We start from the raw sequence: 16,573 nt of genomic DNA, 5'->3' as shown, positions 1-16,573 counted from the left end.
TTTGTTGCAGGCAAGTGCCTATGAAACACTACTAGCTGAGGAAGGTTGTCCGAGCGGCCGAAGGAGCTGGTCTTGAAAACCAGTGTGCGGTAACCCCGTACCAAGAGTTCGAATCTCTTACCTTCCGCAAGGGAACCCCTGGCAGCCGGCACCGGCCGCCAGGGGTTTTTGCTTTAAGTCCCCGTGCCCGGCCGTGTTGCCGGTACGTAAATTCTTTGGATAAAGCCGCCGCAAACACCTGGACGCAATGCTACTGGCGGGTATCGTTTGTGACTGCCGGCACACCCCCGGGTTGTCGGCGAGCATCACTCCCGCCACCAGCATCTCCGGAACGGGCTTGGGGAAAAGCCCGTGCCGGACGGTGGGGCGCTCCGCTGGGGAACGCCCCACCGAATGCACGCGCCAGCAACCTTGCGTTCATTCAGTGCTGTTGTCATGTGCCTGGACAACCAACAGGCCAGGCACATTCCTGCCCAGTCCGATCCATGAAGCATGGACGCACCCACCGGACCACCCACCCGGTACTCCTCAATGAAAGTAAGAGCGGATGCATCAAACACCCTGGAAGTTAGCGCTCGGTGCAGCATTGTCAGCGGGGCTCATCGCAGCCCCGCTGGCTGCTGTTCCGGCGGCCGCGGAGGTCTCAGCCGCGGCCGGCACATCCCCCGTTGTCATCAACGAGGCCTACCTGAGCGGCGGCAGCAGCGGCGCCGCGTACAAGAACAAATTCGTGGAACTGTACAACGGCTCCAACGCGCCCGTCTCCCTGGACGGCTGGTCGGTACAGTACCGCTCCGCCACCGGAACGGCCGCTCCCAGCGCAGTCGCCGCATTGTCGGGGTCCATTCCCGCCAAGGGCTACTACCTGGTTCAGGGCGGGAGCAACGGCGCCAATGGTGCAGACCTGCCCGCACCGGACCTCGTGGCCGGGGCGCTCAACTTCGGCGGCAGCGGAGGCACCATTGTGCTCGCCAAGCAGCCCACCGCCGTCGGACTTCCCACCGGGTCCGCGGTGGAGCCCGCAGGCGTGGCCGACCTCCTGGGCTACGGCAGCTCCAACACGTTTGAGACCAAGGCCGCCGCGGCACCCGCTTCCAACACCGACGTGAAGAGCCTGAACCGGACCGGAGGCGCGGACAGCAACAGCAATGCCGCTGACTTCACGCTCAGCGCCGCCATCACCCCCACGTCCTCCGGCGGTACCGCACCGGACCCCACACCGGTCCCGGACCCGGTCGACAAAACCATCGCCGAAATCCAGGGCACCGGCGTCGAAAGCCCGCTGGCCGGAGCCGCCGTCACCACCAAGGGCAAGGTCACCGCGGCCTTTCCCACGGGCGGACTGAACGGCTACTACATCCAGACCCCCGGCACGGGAGGCGACCTGAGCGCCACCAACCACTCCGCCTCCGACGGCATCTTCGTCTACTCGCCCGCCACGGTGGGATCGGTCCAGGCCGGAGACTACGTCCAGGTCACGGGCACGGTTGCCGAGTACTACGGAATGACCCAGCTGAATGTCACGGCGGCCACCGGCCTCACCAAACTGTCCGAGGCCGCACCCGAGGTCAAGCCCACCGTCTTCACGCTTCCGGCCGGCGAGGCCTTCCGCGAGTCGCTGGAAGGCATGCTGCTGGCACCCCAGGGCCCCTTGACCGTCAGTGACAACTACAGCCTGAACCAGTACGGCGAGATCGGCCTGGCCGGCGGCACCACCGCGCTGGAACAGCCCACCGCCGTGGCACCCTACGGCTCGGCAGAGTACGGCGCCGCCGTGGCTGACAACGCCGCCCGCGGCATCAAGCTCGACGACGGGTCCAGCACCAACTTCCTCAAGGACGCCACCACCAAGGCCGAAGTGCTGCCCTACCTCACCACCGCCGATCCGGTCCGGGTGGGCTCACCCGTCAGCTTCACCACCAACGTGGTGCTGGGCTACGCCAACAACTCCTGGAAGTTCCAGCCGCTGACCCACCTGACGGAGGCCAACAAGGCCACCGTCCAGCCGGCCCGCTTCGGCGCCACCCGCACCGAGGCCCCCGCGGCCGTGGGCGGCAACCTGAAGCTCGCCTCCTTCAACGTGCTGAATTACTTCCCCACCACCGGTGACCAAATCGCCGGCTGCAAGTTCTACACCGACCGCGCAGGCAACCCCATCACCGTCAGCGGCGGCTGCAACGTCCGCGGCGCCGCCAACGCCGAGAACTTCAAACGCCAGCAGGACAAGATCGTGGCCGCCATCTCCAAGTCCGGCGCCGACGTCGTCACCCTGATGGAGGTGGAGAACTCCGCACAGTTCGGCAAGAACCGGGACGACGCCCTGGCCAAGCTGGTGGAGGCCCTTAACATCCCCACCCCAGGCATCTGGGACTACGTCCGCACCCCCGCGAACGCACCCCCGCTGGCCGACGAGGACATGATCCGCACAGCGTTCATCTTCAAGAAGGCCGCCGCCGAGCCGGTGGGCGAATCCATCATCCACAACGACACGGTCGCCTTCGCCAGCGCCCGCAAGCCGCTGGCCCAGGTTTTCAAGCCCGTAGGCGCGCCTGATGACAAGAAGTTCATCGCGATCGCGAACCACTTCAAATCCAAGGGCTCGGCAGCCACACCGGACGACACCGACAAGGGCCAGGGCAATTCAAACCTCGCCCGTACCGCCCAGGCGCAGTCCCTGCTGGCCTTCGCCGACGAGCTGCAGAAGTCCAAGGCCACCGACAAGGTGTTCCTGATCGGCGACTTCAACTCGTACGGCAAGGAAGACCCGATCAACGTCCTCACCGGCGCAGGGTATGTCAACCAGGACGACAAGGCCAGGAATGCCGACGGCACGGCCAAGCACTCGTACCTCTTCGGCGGCCTGGTGGGCTCCCTGGACCACATCCTCGCCTCCCCGGCGGCCAACGCGGTGGTCACCGGTGCGGACATCTGGAACATCAACTCGGTGGAATCCGTGGCGCTGGAGTACAGCCGCTACAACAACAACGTCACCGACTACTACGCACCAGACCAGTTCCGCGCCAGCGACCACGACCCCGTGGTGGTGGGCCTGGACCTCCCGGCAGTCCCTGCCACCGTTGACCTGAACCTCCTGAACATCAACGACTTCCACGGGAGGATCGATTCCAACACCGTGCAGGTGGCCGGGACCATCGAGAAGCTCCGCGCCGCGGCAGCTCCGGGTGCCACGGCCTTCCTGTCGGCCGGGGACAACATCGGCGCCTCGCTGTTCGCGTCCGCAGTCGCCAAGGACCAGCCCACCATCGACGTCTTGAACGCCTTGGAGCTGAAAGCGTCCGCCGTGGGCAACCACGAGTTCGACGGCGGCTGGGCGGACCTGCGCGACCGCGTCATCGCGGGCGGCGCCAACGCGAAGTTCCCCTACCTGGGCGCGAACGTCTACAAGAAGGGCACCACCGAGCCGGTCCTGCCGGAGTACACGGTGCTGGACCTGAACGGCATCAAGGTTGCCGTGATCGGCACCGTCACCCAGGAAGTCCCCTCCCTGGTGACTCCCGCCGGCATCGCCGACCTCGACTTCGGCGACCCGGTGGACGCCATCAACCGGGTGGCCGCCAGGATCACGGCGGAGAAGCTGGCGGACGTGATCATCGTTGAGGACCACGACGGCGCCGGTTCCGGGGTGGTGGAGGGCGCCACCCTGGAGCAGGAAGTGGCAGCCGGGGGTCCCTTCGCCAAGCTGGTCACCGAAACCTCCCCCGAAGTGGATGCGATCTTTACGGGCCATACCCACAAGGAGTACGCCTGGGACGCCCCGGTGCCGGGCGCCGCGGGCAAGACCCGGCCCATCGTGCAGACCGGCAACTACGGTGAGAACGTGGGGCAGATCCAGCTGACCGTGGACACGGCCACCAAGCAGGTGACCGGGTACAAGGCCGGTAACGTCAAGCGCACCACCGACGCCGCAGCAGGGCTGGTGGCCGCCTACCCGCGCGTGGCCGCCGTGGACGCGATCGTGAAGAAGGCCCTCGCGGACGCCTCCGTGGTGGGCAACCAGCCCATCGGCTCGGTCACCAAGGACATCACCACGGCGTTCACCACCGACGCCACCGGTGGTGCCAAGCGCGATGACCGCGGCAGTGAATCCACCCTGGGCAACCTGGTGGCCGATTCCCTGCTCTCTTCCCTGCAGCCGGCCGAGCTTGGCGGCGCGGAGATCGGCGTCGTCAATTCCGGCGGCCTGCGCAACGAGCTGTACTACGCACCGGACGGCACCATCACCTACGCCGAGGCCAACGCGGTCCTGCCGTTCGTGAACAACCTGTGGACCACGTCCTTGACCGGTGCGCAGTTCAAGACGCTGCTCGAACAGCAGTGGCAGACCAACCCGGATGGCACGGTTCCCAGCCGGGCCTACCTGCAGCTGGGCCTGTCAAAGAACGTCAACTACACCTACGATGCCGCCCGCCCGGCCGGTGACCGGATCACGTCCGTGCGGGTGAACGGCGACCTGCTGGACCCGGCCAAGTCCTACCGGGTGGGAACCTTCAGCTTCCTGGCCACCGGTGGCGACAACTTCCGGATCTTCACCGCGGGCACCAACACCCGCGACTCCGGGCTGGTGGACCGGGATGCCTGGATCGGGTACCTCCAGAAGAGCAGCCCGGTGTCCCCGGACTTCGCCCGGCGTTCAGTGGCTGTCACCAACACCACTGCCGCTGAGGTCAAGCCCGGCGGACCGCTCACGCTGACGGTGTCCAGGCTTGACCTGACGTCGCTGGGCAGCCCGGTGAACACGGCACTGGCGGCCTCGTTCACGGACTCCGCCGGCACGGTGACCCAGCTGGGCACGGTCCCGGTCGCCGCCGGCGCCGCCGCCGTGAACCTTGCCGTGCCGGCCGGCGCTGCAGCGGGGACGGGCACCCTGGTGCTCACCGCCGTTGAATCCGGCACGGTGGTCAGGACTGCGGTCCTGGTTGCGGCGGACACTCCGTCGCAACCGGTCTGCGTCCCGCCGGTCAAGCCCACCCGGCCCGCCGACCTCAAGGGCCAGGCAAACTACGGACAGGCCATGGCCGCGTACCGGGCCTGCCTGCGCGGCTGACACCAGGATGCGCCATCACTTCCGGTTCCCTTCCTACGGTTTGGGGGCCGGAAGTGATGGCGCATCGGTGTTCAAGCCCTGGCCGGGTTATCCCCTGTTGAGGATGGCCGCCGCGATTTCGTCCGCATCGCGGAGGGTGCGCTGGCCGCTGCGGTAGGCGGGGCCGCCCTCCTGGAAAGCTTCGGCGGCGATGGCGGTGCCCCATTGTGCCGACGACAGCTGCAATCCCAGGACGAACAAGCCCTCCGTCACCGACCCGTTGGCCCCCACCGGCCGATACGGGTGGGGCTCCACGTCCAGTCCGGTGGACTCCACCGGGGCGCCTTCGGCGGTCATCATCAGTTTGGAGCGGACCAGCCCGTCCGCCAGCAGCTGTTCCAAGACCGGGGACTCGTTGGCTGACACCCGGTTGCCGGGGGCCAGCGCTTCCACCATGGTCCGCGCCGTCGCGGGCGGCCCGGAAACCCACGGTGAGGAAGCGGCAAACCGCGCCGCCCTCCGGTCCACGCCGAATTTGGGGTCCGGCCCAACGAAGCTCACCACCCCGGCCCGGGCGAGCGCGGCGAGTTGTTCGGAACGCAGCGCAGGCGGACCGCTGGCCAGGCCTTCCACGAAGGACTCGAACCAGCCGCGCAGTCCGGCCACCCAGGATTCGTCGGTGATGCCGCCGTCGGCCACTGCCGTTTTGAGGACGGCGCGTCCATGGTGCAGGGCGCCGATGGCCATCTTGACCGGATCGTCCTCGCCGAGCGCGGAACGGCGTGCGTCGTCCAGCAGGAATTCCACCACGGCGGCGTCGTGCTCGGCCCGGGAACCAAACGAACGGCCCGCCAGCGGAGCGGCCAGTCCCAGCAGGTCCAGGCGGTGCCTGGGGCCGACGTGGACGGCAAGGACGCTGTCCACGCCGTCCTCCCATTTCACGGCGCTGTGCGCATGCGGCTGCAGGGCTTCCTCGAGCGCGGCAAGGAATGCCGGCGCGTCCGGGACCGCTCCCGGTTGCGAGCGCACCAGCGTGGAGTAGTAGGCCCACAGGGTGTCACGGTGCAGCAAGGGCCACAGGTCGTGGTCGAAGGAGGGCCGGATTCCTGCCTTGGCCAACCGCCCGATCGCGGCCTCGGTGAGGTAGCGCAGCCTGACGGAGGGGGCGTAGTAGCCGTCCAGGGCGGCCTTGGCGCGGTACGGGGTGCCGCGCCGGGAGGCCGCGATGATCAAAGGCTCCTGGCCGGAGGGTTCGTACTCGAGCCGGTTGCCGGTGGACACGAATTTTCCGCCGCGGCCTTCGGTGAGCTGTCCCATGGTGTCAAAGAAGTTCAGTCCCATGCCGCGGACCAGGACAGGTTCGCCGGCCGGGATCCGGGACCAGTCCACATCCGCGGGCGCGGCGGGCGGAAAGTATTGCAAACCCAGCCGCGCGGCCGAATCTTGGAGATCGCGCTGTTCCGGGTTCAGGCGGGACGGGATGTGCCCCAGGGCGAGCACCACGGAGTTGGCCCTGATGCTCTCCCCGGTGGCCAGTCCGACGTCGAACATTCCGTCCCCGGTGGGGCGCGCCCACAGCGCGGACGTTTCGTGGAATTCGATGGTGACGCCGTCGGGGGCCTTGGCGAGCACGTCCGCCAGGGTGCTGCGAAGATACCGGCCGTACAGGGCACGGCTGGGGAAGTCCCGCGAACCCAGCACCGCGATTTCGGCCCGTTCGTCATCGGTGAGCGACGGCAGCGGATCCCTCTGCTGCCTCAGCCGCCATTCATCGAATGTGGTACCGGCAACCGGCGCCGGCAGCGACGGGTCCTGGGGAATCAGCGTGGGATAGAACGACTGGGTATTCATCAGGAACAGCCGGGACTGGCCCGGCTGCCAGACATGGCCTGGGCCTGCCGGATACGGGTCCACGACGTCGATTCGCAGCCGCACGGGGCGCCCCGCCGCGGCTGTGTGGGCGAGCAGCCGCTCCAGCACACTGGTGCCCCGGGGGCCGGCGCCGATGATGACGGCCCGGGTGCTCTGCGATAATTCCACGCCATCCAGCGTACGGGCTCAAGGCAACCGGCGCCCCGCACGCTTGACTTGCCAGCCTCGGGGGATGTTGTTTGGATGGGGCGCATGACCACCACAGCAGCTGATCAAGCGTCCGTTCCCGGTCCTGGCCGGGACACCACCGCTACCCCGTCCCCGGGCTCCGCTCCCGAACCAGTCGACGAGAATGTCTGGCTGGAGGACATCTACGGCGAGGAGCAGCTGGCCTGGGTCAAAGAGCAGAACTCCCGCACCGAGGACCTGCTCGAGGGCGCTGACTACACGGACCTGGAAGCGGGCATCCTCGAAGTCCTGGATTCCACCGACCGGATCGCCATGGTGGGCAAGCGCGGCGACTGGTACTACAACTTCTGGAAGGACCGGCAGAACCCCAAGGGCCTCTGGCGCCGCACCACGTGGGAGAGCTACTGCACCGATTCCCCGGAGTGGGACGTCCTGCTGGACATCGATGCACTGGCCAAGGCTGAGGGCGAAGAGTGGGTGTTCCACGGCGCCACGTTCCTGCGTCCGGCCGCGGGCGAGCCCTACCGGCTGGCCCTGCTGGCCCTCTCCCCCGACGGCGGCGACGCGAACCGGTACCGCGAGTTCGACGTCGAAGCACGCGGCTTCGTGGATCCGGCGGAGGGCGGATTCGACCTCCCGACCGCCAAAGGCAACGTGTCCTGGCTGGACGCGGACACCCTGCTGGTTGCCTCCACCGCAAACGGCCTGCCCAGGACGGCGTCCTCGTACGCCCGGACCGCGGTGACCCTCAGGCGCGGCGGTTCCCTGGCCGGCGCCCCACGCCTGTTCGAGGTGCCCGAGGACCACATGATGGCCATCGTGGCGCACGATTCCACCCCTGGCTTTGAGCGCACCTTCGCGGTGGACTACATCGACTTCTTCAACCGCACCAACCTGGTGCTGCGGGGCGACGAGTGGGTGCCGATCGACGTGCCCACGGACGTCAACGTGAGCGCCCACCGCGAATGGCTGCTCTTCCGTCCGCAGCAGGACTGGACCGTGGACGGCACCACGTACCCGTCCGGGGCCCTGCTAGCGGCCGGGTTCGAGGACTACCTCGCGGGCAACCGGCAACTCACGGTCCTGTTCACGCCCGATGCCCACACCTCGCTGCAGTCCTGGAGCTGGACCCGCAACTTCCTGCTGCTCAACCTGCTCAGGGACGTTTCCTCCGAGATCCGGGTGCTGGATCCCTCCCGGCCGGCCGACGGCGGCTGGGCGGCCACGCCCCTGGACGCGTGCCCGCCGCTGCACGACGTGAACGCCTACGCCGTGGACGACGAGGACGACGAACCGGCCAACGGCGGCGCAGGCGATGACTTTTGGCTCATCGCCACGGGCTTCACCACCCCCACCACCCTTATGCGTGGCACCCTGGAGCGGAGTGCCCCGGACAGGGCGGGCGACGGAGCGACCGGCGTGGTGAGCCGGCACGCCGCCATCAAGGCCTCGCCGTCGTTCTTCGCTGACGCCGACTATGAGGTGGAGCAGCACTTCGCCGTGTCCGACGACGGCACCCGGGTCCCGTATTTCCAGGTAGCCCCGCGCGGGCTGGCCTTGGACGGGCAGAACCCCACCCAGCTCTCCGGCTACGGCGGGTTTGAGGTCTCCCGGACGCCCGCGTACAGCGGCACGGTCGGCAGGGCCTGGCTGGAGCGGCGGACGGCTTTGTCGGACGGCAGCGACGGGAAGGCACCGCACTCGCGCGGCGGGGTGTACGTGGTGGCGAACATCCGCGGCGGCGGCGAGTACGGGCCGGCCTGGCACCGTGCCGCACTGAAGGAAAACCGGCATAAGGCCTACCAGGACTTCGCAGCGGTGGCCCGGGACCTGATCTCACGCGGAGTGACCTCTCCGCGGCGGCTCGGTTGCGTGGGCGGCTCCAACGGCGGCCTGCTGGTGGGGAACATGCTCACCCGGTATCCGGAACTTTTCAGGGCGGTCTCCTGCGGTGTGCCGCTGCTGGATATGCGCCGCTACACCAAGCTGTCCGCCGGGCACTCCTGGATCGCCGAGTACGGCGACCCGGATGTTCCCGAGCAATGGGAGTACATCAGGGCCTTTTCGCCGTACCACCTGCTCAAGGACGCGGTGGAGTACCCGGAAACCTTCATCTGGACGGCCACCTCGGACGACCGGGTGGGCCCGGTCCAAGCCCGGAAGATGGCCGCCCGGATGCTGGCAATGGGGATCCCGAACGTGTGGTTCCACGAAGCGCTGGAAGGCGGCCACGCCGGCGCCTCCGACAACCGGCAGGCTGCCGCGCTCCAGGCCCGCAGCCAGCATTTCCTCTGGAAGGCGCTGGCGGGCTGAATGGCGGCCGGGGTGGCGGTCCGCAGGGCTGTGGCCGGGGACATCGAGCAGCTGGCCCAGGTACACATCCGCTGCTGGCGGGAAACGTACCGGGGCATGTTGACTGATGCCTTCCTTGCCTCGGTGGATCCCGCAGGCCGGCTTGCCCTGTGGCGGCACCTGCTGGACCGCCCGGACCCCGCCGAGGCGTGGGTGGCCTGCGACGGCGCAACGGTGGTCGGTTTCGCCGGACGGCGGCGGCTGCCCGCCCCGGGTTCCCCCGAGGGGCACCCGCCGCCGGCTTCCGGCGACCTGGAGCTGTGGGGGTTGTATGTGCTGGCCTCGCACCAGCGCCTCGGCCTTGGCGGCCGACTGCTGACCGCTGCGCTGGGCACCCAGGCGGCGAGCCTCTGGGTGGCGGCAGCGAACAGCAACGCCATCGGTTTCTACCGCCGCTTCGGCTTTGAACCTGACGGCGCACGGGATGTCCTGGCGGACTGGGAGGACCTGCCGGAAATCCGGATGGTCCGCGCCGAGCAACGCCTCCCCTAGGACCTCCCTGCACCGGCATCCCGGGCCCGACTGCGAGGGGTGGCGCCGTTGCGGCCGTCGGGTTTGCCCGGCCGGGCACCGTTTTGCACTGCATGGCCGGATCTGCGTATCCTTGGTGGGCTAGGAATAGCAATTGGAGACGTGCCAGAGCGGCCGAATGGACTTCACTGCTAATGAAGGGTCGGGGTTAAACTCGACCGGGGGTTCAAATCCCCCCGTCTCCGCGTTTGGCCCCGGTCCCTGGACCGGGGCCTTTTGCGTTTCCGGACCCGGCACCGGGGGCGCCCCGGGCCAGTCCTAAGCCCGTTCGCGCATCAGCACCTTGAGAGGTTGGAGTCGCGAACACGCTTCTGATACGGCGGACGTTACGCCCCGCCCGCTCGGAAAACGCTGTCCGGCAGCCGGACGTGGCGAGCGGTGCCTACGGGCGCGGTGGCAGGATTGGCCCATGGCGGCACGCAGCAACTTACCCCGGCCCGAGGGCACCCGGACGGCATGGAATCCTCGCCTGGCACTCCTGGTGGCGGCGACCTTCTTCATGGAGTTCCTGGACGGAACGGTCCTCACCACCGCCATCCCCAGCATTTCCGCGGACTTCGCCATCGCCGCCGCGGACGTGAACATCACCATGACCGCGTACCTGCTGACCGTCGCCATCGGCATCCCCCTCAGCGGCTGGCTGGCAGAACGGTTTGGTGCCCGCCGGATCTTCTGCCTGGCAATCGCCGTCTTCACCCTGGCGTCGCTCGCCTGCGCCCTCAGCCAGGACCTCACCACCCTGACCTTGAGCCGCATTGCCCAGGGGGCTGGCGGAGCCATGATGGTTCCGGTGGGCACCCTGGTGGTCCTGCGCGGCACACCGAAGTCCGAGTTGCTGCGCGCCACCGCGTTCCTGGTGTGGCCCGGGCTCCTGGCACCGGTCCTCGCGCCGCTGGTGGGCGGAGCGCTCACCACCTACCTGTCCTGGCACTGGATCTTCCTGGTCAACCTTCCGCTCGGTGCCGCCGCGTTCCTGGCTTCGCTCCGGCTGGTCCCGGTAGCGCCGGGCGATCCCGGCCGGCGCTTGGACTGGCCCGGCATGGCACTGACCACTGTCGGGGTCGGAGCGCTCGTGGCCGGCCTGGAACTTGCCAGCAGCCACCCCGAACTGCCCTGGGCCGGGATCAGCGCCGCCGCCGGGGCCGCAGCGCTCACGGGGGCCGTTTTGTGGATGCGGCGCGCTCCGCATCCACTGTTCAACCTGCAAGTCTTCCGCGCCCGCACGTTCCGGGCCATGGCTACCGGCGGTTTCGTGTACCGGGTGACCATCAGCTCGGTCCCCTTCCTGTTGCCGCTGATGTTCCAGACCGGATTCGGATGGACTCCCCTGCATGCGGGAGCACTCGTGGCCGCAGTGTTCATCGGGAACATCGGCATCAAGCCGGCTACCACGCCGCTGATCCGGAAGTTTGGCTTCAAGGCGATGCTGGTGTTTGCCTCGCTGGCGTCCGCCGTCACCTTCGCCGCTTGCGCCCTGCTGACGCCTGAGACCCCGGAAGTGCTGATGTTCGCACTGCTGGTCTGCAGCGGGGCGTTCCGCTCCATCGGCTTTTCGTCATATGCGTCCGTGCAGTACGCGGACATCCCGCCGGCGCAACTCACCTCCGCCAACGCGGTGTCGGCGACCTTGGTGCAGCTTGCCACGGGATCGGGAATCGCCGTCGCAGCTCTGCTGATCCGGACCTTTGATTGGATTTCCCTCGGACACCAGGACGCCGCCGGACCATTCCGGGCCGCGTTCCTTGCCATGGCCATCCTGATGCTGGCCAGCACCGCGGACAGCATCCTCCTGCCGCGGCACGCCGGCGCTGCCGTCAGCCGGCCTGGGCCAAAACCAGGGGAAGCACCGCTCCCGCCCCGGCCTGCCCAAGGGCGCGCCCCGCGACCGTGAGGGTCCACCGGCTGTCCACGAGGTCGTCAATCAGCATGACCGGCTGGCCCTGGACGGACTGCAGCGCGGCCCCAAGTTCCGGCCCCACCACCAGCCGGTCCCACACTCCGGCCAGCCGGTACGCACTGTTCCCGCCACGGCCGCCGGTGGGACCGCCGTGCGCCAACTGCAGCTCGCCAAGGTAGGGGATGCGGCCGATATCCGAGATCCCGCGGGCCAGCGAACCCACCAGCTGCGGTTTGCTCCGGGAAGGGATGCTGACGATCGCAGCCGGCCTGCCGGCTCCGCTCCACCCCGGGTTCCGGGCATCCCCGGTGCCCCATTCGCGCAACACCTGCACGCAGGCCTGGAGCATGCCGGGATCCACCGCCCGGTCCTCCGCGCCGGAGGCGAACAGCTCCCGCAAGGCCCCGCCCCAGCCCAGGTCCGTCAGCCGCGCGAGGACCCGCCCGTCCGCAAGGCCTTCCCCGGGCTTGAGCTTGCCCTTCACCGGAACCCCCAGGCGGTCCATGCCGCTGGGCCACTGCAGGCGCGGCTCCAGGACTCCGCCCGCCCTGCTCAGGGTCTGGCCGGCGGCCGCCGTGGCCTCGACCGCGACGTCGACGGGGAACCATTGGCCTGCGCAGTTGTCGCACCGGCCGCAGGGCCGGGCCGTCTCATCGTCCAGGACCGAGGTGATGTACTCCATCCGGCAGCCCGCGGTGTCCTGGTAGATCACCATGGAGTCCTGCTCGTCCACGCGCGCCTCGGCGATCCGGCTGTAGCGTTCGGCGTCGTAGGTCCAGGGTTGCCCGGTGGCACGCCAGCCGCCGCCCACCCGTTCCACGGCGCCGTCCACGGAAAGCACCTTCAGCAGCAGCTCAAGCGGGGTGCGCCGCAGGTCCACCCTGGCTTCCAGCGCCACCGTTGACAGGGCCGTTCCGGCCTCGGCCAGGGCGGTCAGGACGGCCCCGGCCTTCTCCTCGGACGGCATGGATGCGGTGGCAAAGTATTGCCAGATTTCGCGGTCCTCGGAGCCGGGCAGAAGCAGGACGTCTGCGTTGGCGGCGCCGCGGCCGGCACGTCCCACCTGCTGGTAATAGGCCACGGGTGACGACGGTGCGCCCAGGTGGACAACGAAGCCGAGGTCCGGTTTGTCGAAACCCATACCCAGTGCCGACGTGGCAACCAGCGCCTTGACCTCGTTGTCCTTCAGCAGTTGCTCCGCCCTTTCCCGGTCGGCCGGATCGGTCCGGCCGGTGTAGGCGAGCACGTGGTGCCCGGCCTCGGCCAGCAGCCTGGCGGTGTCCTCCGCTGCGGACACCGTCAGGGTGTAGATGATGCCGCTGCCGGGGAGGTCTGCGAGGTGCGTCAGCAGCCAGCCCAGGCGCGCTTTGGAATCAGGAAGTGACAGGACGCCGAGCCGGAGCGAATCGCGGCCCAGGGCGCCGCGGATGGTCAGGACCCCTGCCCCGAGTTGTTCCTCGATATCGTGCACCACCCGCGAATTGGCCGTGGCCGTAGTGGCCAGGACCGGCACGGAATCCGGCAGCCGCGTGATGAGGTCGGCGATGCGGCGGTAGTCGGGGCGGAAGTCGTGGCCCCAGTCGGAGATGCAGTGGGCTTCGTCGATGACCAGCAGGCCGGTCCGACGGAGGAGTTCGGGCAACTGGTTTTCACGGAAGGTGGGATTGGTCAGCCGTTCCGGGGAAACCAGGAGGACGTCCACGTCGTCGGCAGCCAACTGCTCACGGACCGTGTCCCACTCCAGCTGGTTGGCGGAGTTGATGGCCACGGCGCGCACCCCGGCCCTCGCAGCGGCGGCCACCTGGTCGCGCATGAGGGCGAGCAAGGGCGAGACGATCAGCGTGGGCCCGGCGCCCCGGCGCCGCAGCAGCAGGGAAGCCACGAAGTACACCGCAGACTTGCCCCAGCCGGTGCGCTGGACCACCAAAGCCCGCCGCCCGGCGTCGACCAATGCCTCAATGGCTTCAAACTGCCCGTCGTGGAACACCGCATCGGGATGCCCCACCAGGCCGCGAAGGACCTCGAGGGCTTGAGCGTGGGTGGCGGTGCCCGGCGTCCCGGGACCTTCCATGTCTGCAACGGCGGTAGTGGCAAGGGTGGACGTGTACTGGTTATCGGCCATTGATTCAGTATCCCAGCACCCCCTGACACCGGTCACAGGCCGGGACTGCTATGTGGAAAGCTGCGGCCGGAGCACCCGAATGCGCGCAGCTGTTACGAAAGTGCGCCCGGAACCAGCTTGGCTGCCTCCGCCGCCCACGTAAGATAAAGCCCGTGACTAGCGAACAGACAACGACATTTGATCTCTCGGCATCCTTCAAGGCCTACGACGTCCGAGGGATTGTGGGCGAATCGATCACCGCCGAAATCGTCGAAGCCGTGGGGGCCGCGTTCGTGGATGTCCTCAAGCTCGAAGGCCAGACCATCGTGGTGGGCGGTGACATGCGCCCCTCCTCCCCCGAGTTCACCAAGGCCTTCGCCAACGGAGCCGCAACCAGGGGCGCCAACGTAGAGCTGCTGGACCTGATTTCCACCGATGAGCTGTACTTCGCCTGCGGTTTCCTCAACCGCGCCGGCGCAACCTTCACCGCCAGCCACAATCCCGCCGCCTACAACGGCATCAAGATGTCCAAGGCCGGTGCCGTCCCGATTTCCTCCGAAACCGGCCTCAAGGAGATCCAGGCCCTCGCGGAGCAGTACCTCAACACCGGGTCCATCCCCGCCGCCGGCACCCGCGGAAGCATCAGCGTCCGCGACGTCCTCAAGGACTACTCCGAGTACCTGCGCAAGCTGGTTGACCTCTCGGCCTCCCGCCCGCTGAAGGTGGTGGTGGACGCCGGCAACGGCATGGCAGGCCTGACCACTCCCGCCGTGCTGGGCGACGCGTTGCTGCACAAACTCCCGTTCGACATTGTTCCGCTTTACTTTGAACTGGATGGATCCTTCCCCAACCACCCCGCCAACCCCCTGGAGCCGGAGAACCTCCGCGACCTCCAGGCGGCGGTCATCAAGCACGGTGCGGACATCGGCCTGGCCTTCGACGGCGACGCAGACCGCTGCTTCGTCATCGACGAGAAGGGCGAGCCCGTGTCCCCGTCCGCCATTACCGGGATGGTGGCGCGCCGCGAGATCGCCCGCGCCAAGGCACAGGGCGAGGAAAAGCCCACGATCATCCACAACCTCCTGACCTCCCGTGCCGTCGCCGAGCTGGTGGAGCACGACGGCGGACGTGCTGTCCGGACCCGCGTGGGCCACTCGTTCATCAAGGCGGTCATGGCCGAGGAAGGCGCCGTATTCGGCGGCGAACACTCCGCGCACTTCTACTTCCGCGATTTCTGGAACGCGGACACCGGCATGCTGGCAGCCATGCATGTCCTGGCAGCACTGGGCGAGCAGGACGGCCCGCTGTCCGACCTGGCACGCGAATACGAGCCCTACGTCAGCTCCGGCGAGATCAACTCCGAGGTGGAGGACAAGCCGGCGGCGGTGGAGCGGGTACGCCAGGCTTTCGCGGACGAGGACCTCACCATCGACACCCTGGACGGCAGCACGTTCACGGCCAACGACGGCAGCTACTGGTTCAACCTCCGCCCCTCCAACACCGAACCGTTCCTGCGGCTCAATGCCGAGGCGACGGACCGAGCCACCATGGAGCGCGTCCGCGACCGCGTCCTCTCGCTGGTACGGGCCTAGCAGCGGATGGCAGACCACACCGGGCAGGCAACGGAGGGCCCCGGCGGCCAGGAGAGCTGGCGCGATTCTGTTCCGGAAGCCACGGCAACCGACCTGGAGAACCTCCTGGGGACGGGTGTGAGCGCGGCCCAGGAGCAGCTCCAGCGCAACGGCGGCTTCCTGCCCTTCGCGCTCACGGTCCAAAACGACGGCGAGGTGCGGCTGGTTGCCGTCTCCCCGGCGGAAGCCGGGGAGGACACGGACGGGGATTTCGACGCCGAGGCCATGATCCAGGACCTCCAGGCGCTCCTGCGGCAGAACCGGGACGACTTCCGCGCCGCCGCCGTCGTGTGCGACATCCTGCTGGTGGAGGAGGATTCCGACGCCATCCACGTGGCCGCGGAGCACCGGGACGGTTCGCTGTTTGCCGCTGTGCTGCCCTATGCCGCCAACCCCAGCACCCAGTCCTGGGATTTTGGCGAGCTGGGCGCGGACGCCAGCGAGCCCGCCATCTGGGTGGACTAGACCAGCGGCAGCCGTGAAGATCAACGCCTTCGCCGACGTCAGCCTGCGGGCACTCATGGTGCTCGCAGCGGTCCCGGACGGCACCCTGCTGACCACCCAGAGCATCGCGGACTCGGTGGGGACGCCCTACAACCACGTCAGCAAGGCGATGGCCAAGCTGCGGAGCCTGGGGCTGATCGAGGTTGTCCGGGGCCGCTCCGGCGGGTCCCAGCTCAGCCATGCCGGGCGCACCGCCAGCGTGGGGCAGATCCTGCGGCAGCTCGATTCCCGGCTGGATCCGGCCGATTGCGTATCGCCGGCCGGAAATTGTCCACTGATCACCGAATGCCGGCTCCGGAGCGCCCTGGCCCGCGCACGCGAAGCCTTCTACGCTGAGCTCGACTCCGTGGTGATCGCGGATCTTCCCCAAGCCCGCCAGATGGCGCCCGTATTCCAGGTGATCGGCCTCCGCCCGGGCTTGTAGCCCAACGTATCCGGGCATTACCTGCCAG

General features: G+C 68.3%; 9 protein-coding genes and 2 tRNA genes. 9 read left to right on the top strand and 2 right to left on the bottom strand.

Features of this window, described 5'->3' with window-relative positions; translation table 11 throughout:
• Positions 1–39: 39 nt before the first annotated feature.
• Together QRM96_RS18885 and QRM96_RS18880 are read left to right on the top strand one after the other, a co-directional pair.
• Positions 40–127 (top strand) — tRNA-Ser (locus QRM96_RS18885).
• Between the two features lie 420 nt (positions 128–547).
• A complete protein-coding gene (locus QRM96_RS18880) occupies positions 548–5,065 on the top strand; it encodes an ExeM/NucH family extracellular endonuclease (protein WP_285320568.1) in 4,518 nt (1,505 codons plus the stop codon).
• 87 nt (positions 5,066–5,152) lie between these two features.
• Here QRM96_RS18880 and QRM96_RS18875 read toward each other — a convergent pair whose 3' ends face one another.
• Complete coding sequence (locus QRM96_RS18875; protein ID WP_285320567.1) at positions 5,153–7,084, bottom strand: FAD/NAD(P)-binding protein; 1,932 nt, start codon at positions 7,082–7,084, stop codon at positions 5,153–5,155.
• An 84-nt stretch (positions 7,085–7,168) separates the two neighbouring features.
• Here QRM96_RS18875 and QRM96_RS18870 point away from each other — a divergent pair, with 84 nt between their 5' ends.
• The 4 genes from QRM96_RS18870 to QRM96_RS18855 all read left to right on the top strand — a co-directional run bounded on the left by QRM96_RS18870 (position 7,169) and on the right by QRM96_RS18855 (position 11,879).
• Positions 7,169–9,418 (top strand): prolyl oligopeptidase family serine peptidase, encoded by a 2,250-nt coding sequence (locus tag QRM96_RS18870; protein WP_285320566.1) that lies wholly within the window; start codon positions 7,169–7,171, stop codon positions 9,416–9,418.
• Entirely contained in the window at positions 9,419–9,949 is a 531-nt protein-coding gene (locus tag QRM96_RS18865) for a GNAT family N-acetyltransferase (protein ID WP_109044741.1), read from the top strand.
• Positions 9,950–10,084: 135 nt separating this feature from the next.
• Positions 10,085–10,173, top strand: a tRNA-Ser gene (locus QRM96_RS18860).
• 224 nt (positions 10,174–10,397) lie between these two features.
• Positions 10,398–11,879 (top strand): MFS transporter, encoded by a 1,482-nt coding sequence (locus tag QRM96_RS18855; protein ID WP_285320565.1) that lies wholly within the window; start codon positions 10,398–10,400, stop codon positions 11,877–11,879.
• Here the strand turns inward: QRM96_RS18855 and QRM96_RS18850 are convergent.
• Complete coding sequence (locus QRM96_RS18850; protein WP_502934908.1) at positions 11,803–14,007, bottom strand: RecQ family ATP-dependent DNA helicase; 2,205 nt, start codon at positions 14,005–14,007, stop codon at positions 11,803–11,805. The two genes, QRM96_RS18855 and QRM96_RS18850, sit on opposite strands and share 77 nt — an antisense overlap.
• A gap of 152 nt (positions 14,008–14,159) precedes the next feature.
• Between QRM96_RS18850 and QRM96_RS18845 the strand changes: the two genes are divergently transcribed.
• Genes QRM96_RS18845 through QRM96_RS18835 form a run of 3 tightly spaced genes read left to right on the top strand, consistent with a single transcriptional unit; the run spans position 14,160 to position 16,545 of the window.
• On the top strand, positions 14,160–15,578 hold the full coding sequence (locus QRM96_RS18845; RefSeq protein ID WP_109044744.1) for a phosphomannomutase/phosphoglucomutase: 1,419 nt from the start codon (positions 14,160–14,162) through the stop codon (positions 15,576–15,578).
• 6 nt (positions 15,579–15,584) lie between these two features.
• Positions 15,585–16,082, top strand: coding sequence for a hypothetical protein (locus tag QRM96_RS18840; protein WP_109044745.1), 498 nt, complete (start codon positions 15,585–15,587; stop codon positions 16,080–16,082).
• Between the two features lie 13 nt (positions 16,083–16,095).
• The gene (locus QRM96_RS18835) at positions 16,096–16,545 is read left to right on the top strand and encodes an RrF2 family transcriptional regulator (RefSeq protein WP_109044746.1); all 450 of its coding nucleotides are present in this window, start codon (positions 16,096–16,098) and stop codon (positions 16,543–16,545) included.
• Positions 16,546–16,573: the final 28 nt, after the last annotated feature.

The organism is Pseudarthrobacter sp. lyk4-40-TYG-27, assembly GCF_030209295.1.
In the GTDB taxonomy this organism is placed as follows: Bacteria; Actinomycetota; Actinomycetes; order Actinomycetales; family Micrococcaceae; genus Arthrobacter.
Note: the sequence above shows the minus strand (reverse complement) of the source record. Positions and strands in the feature narration are given on the sequence as shown.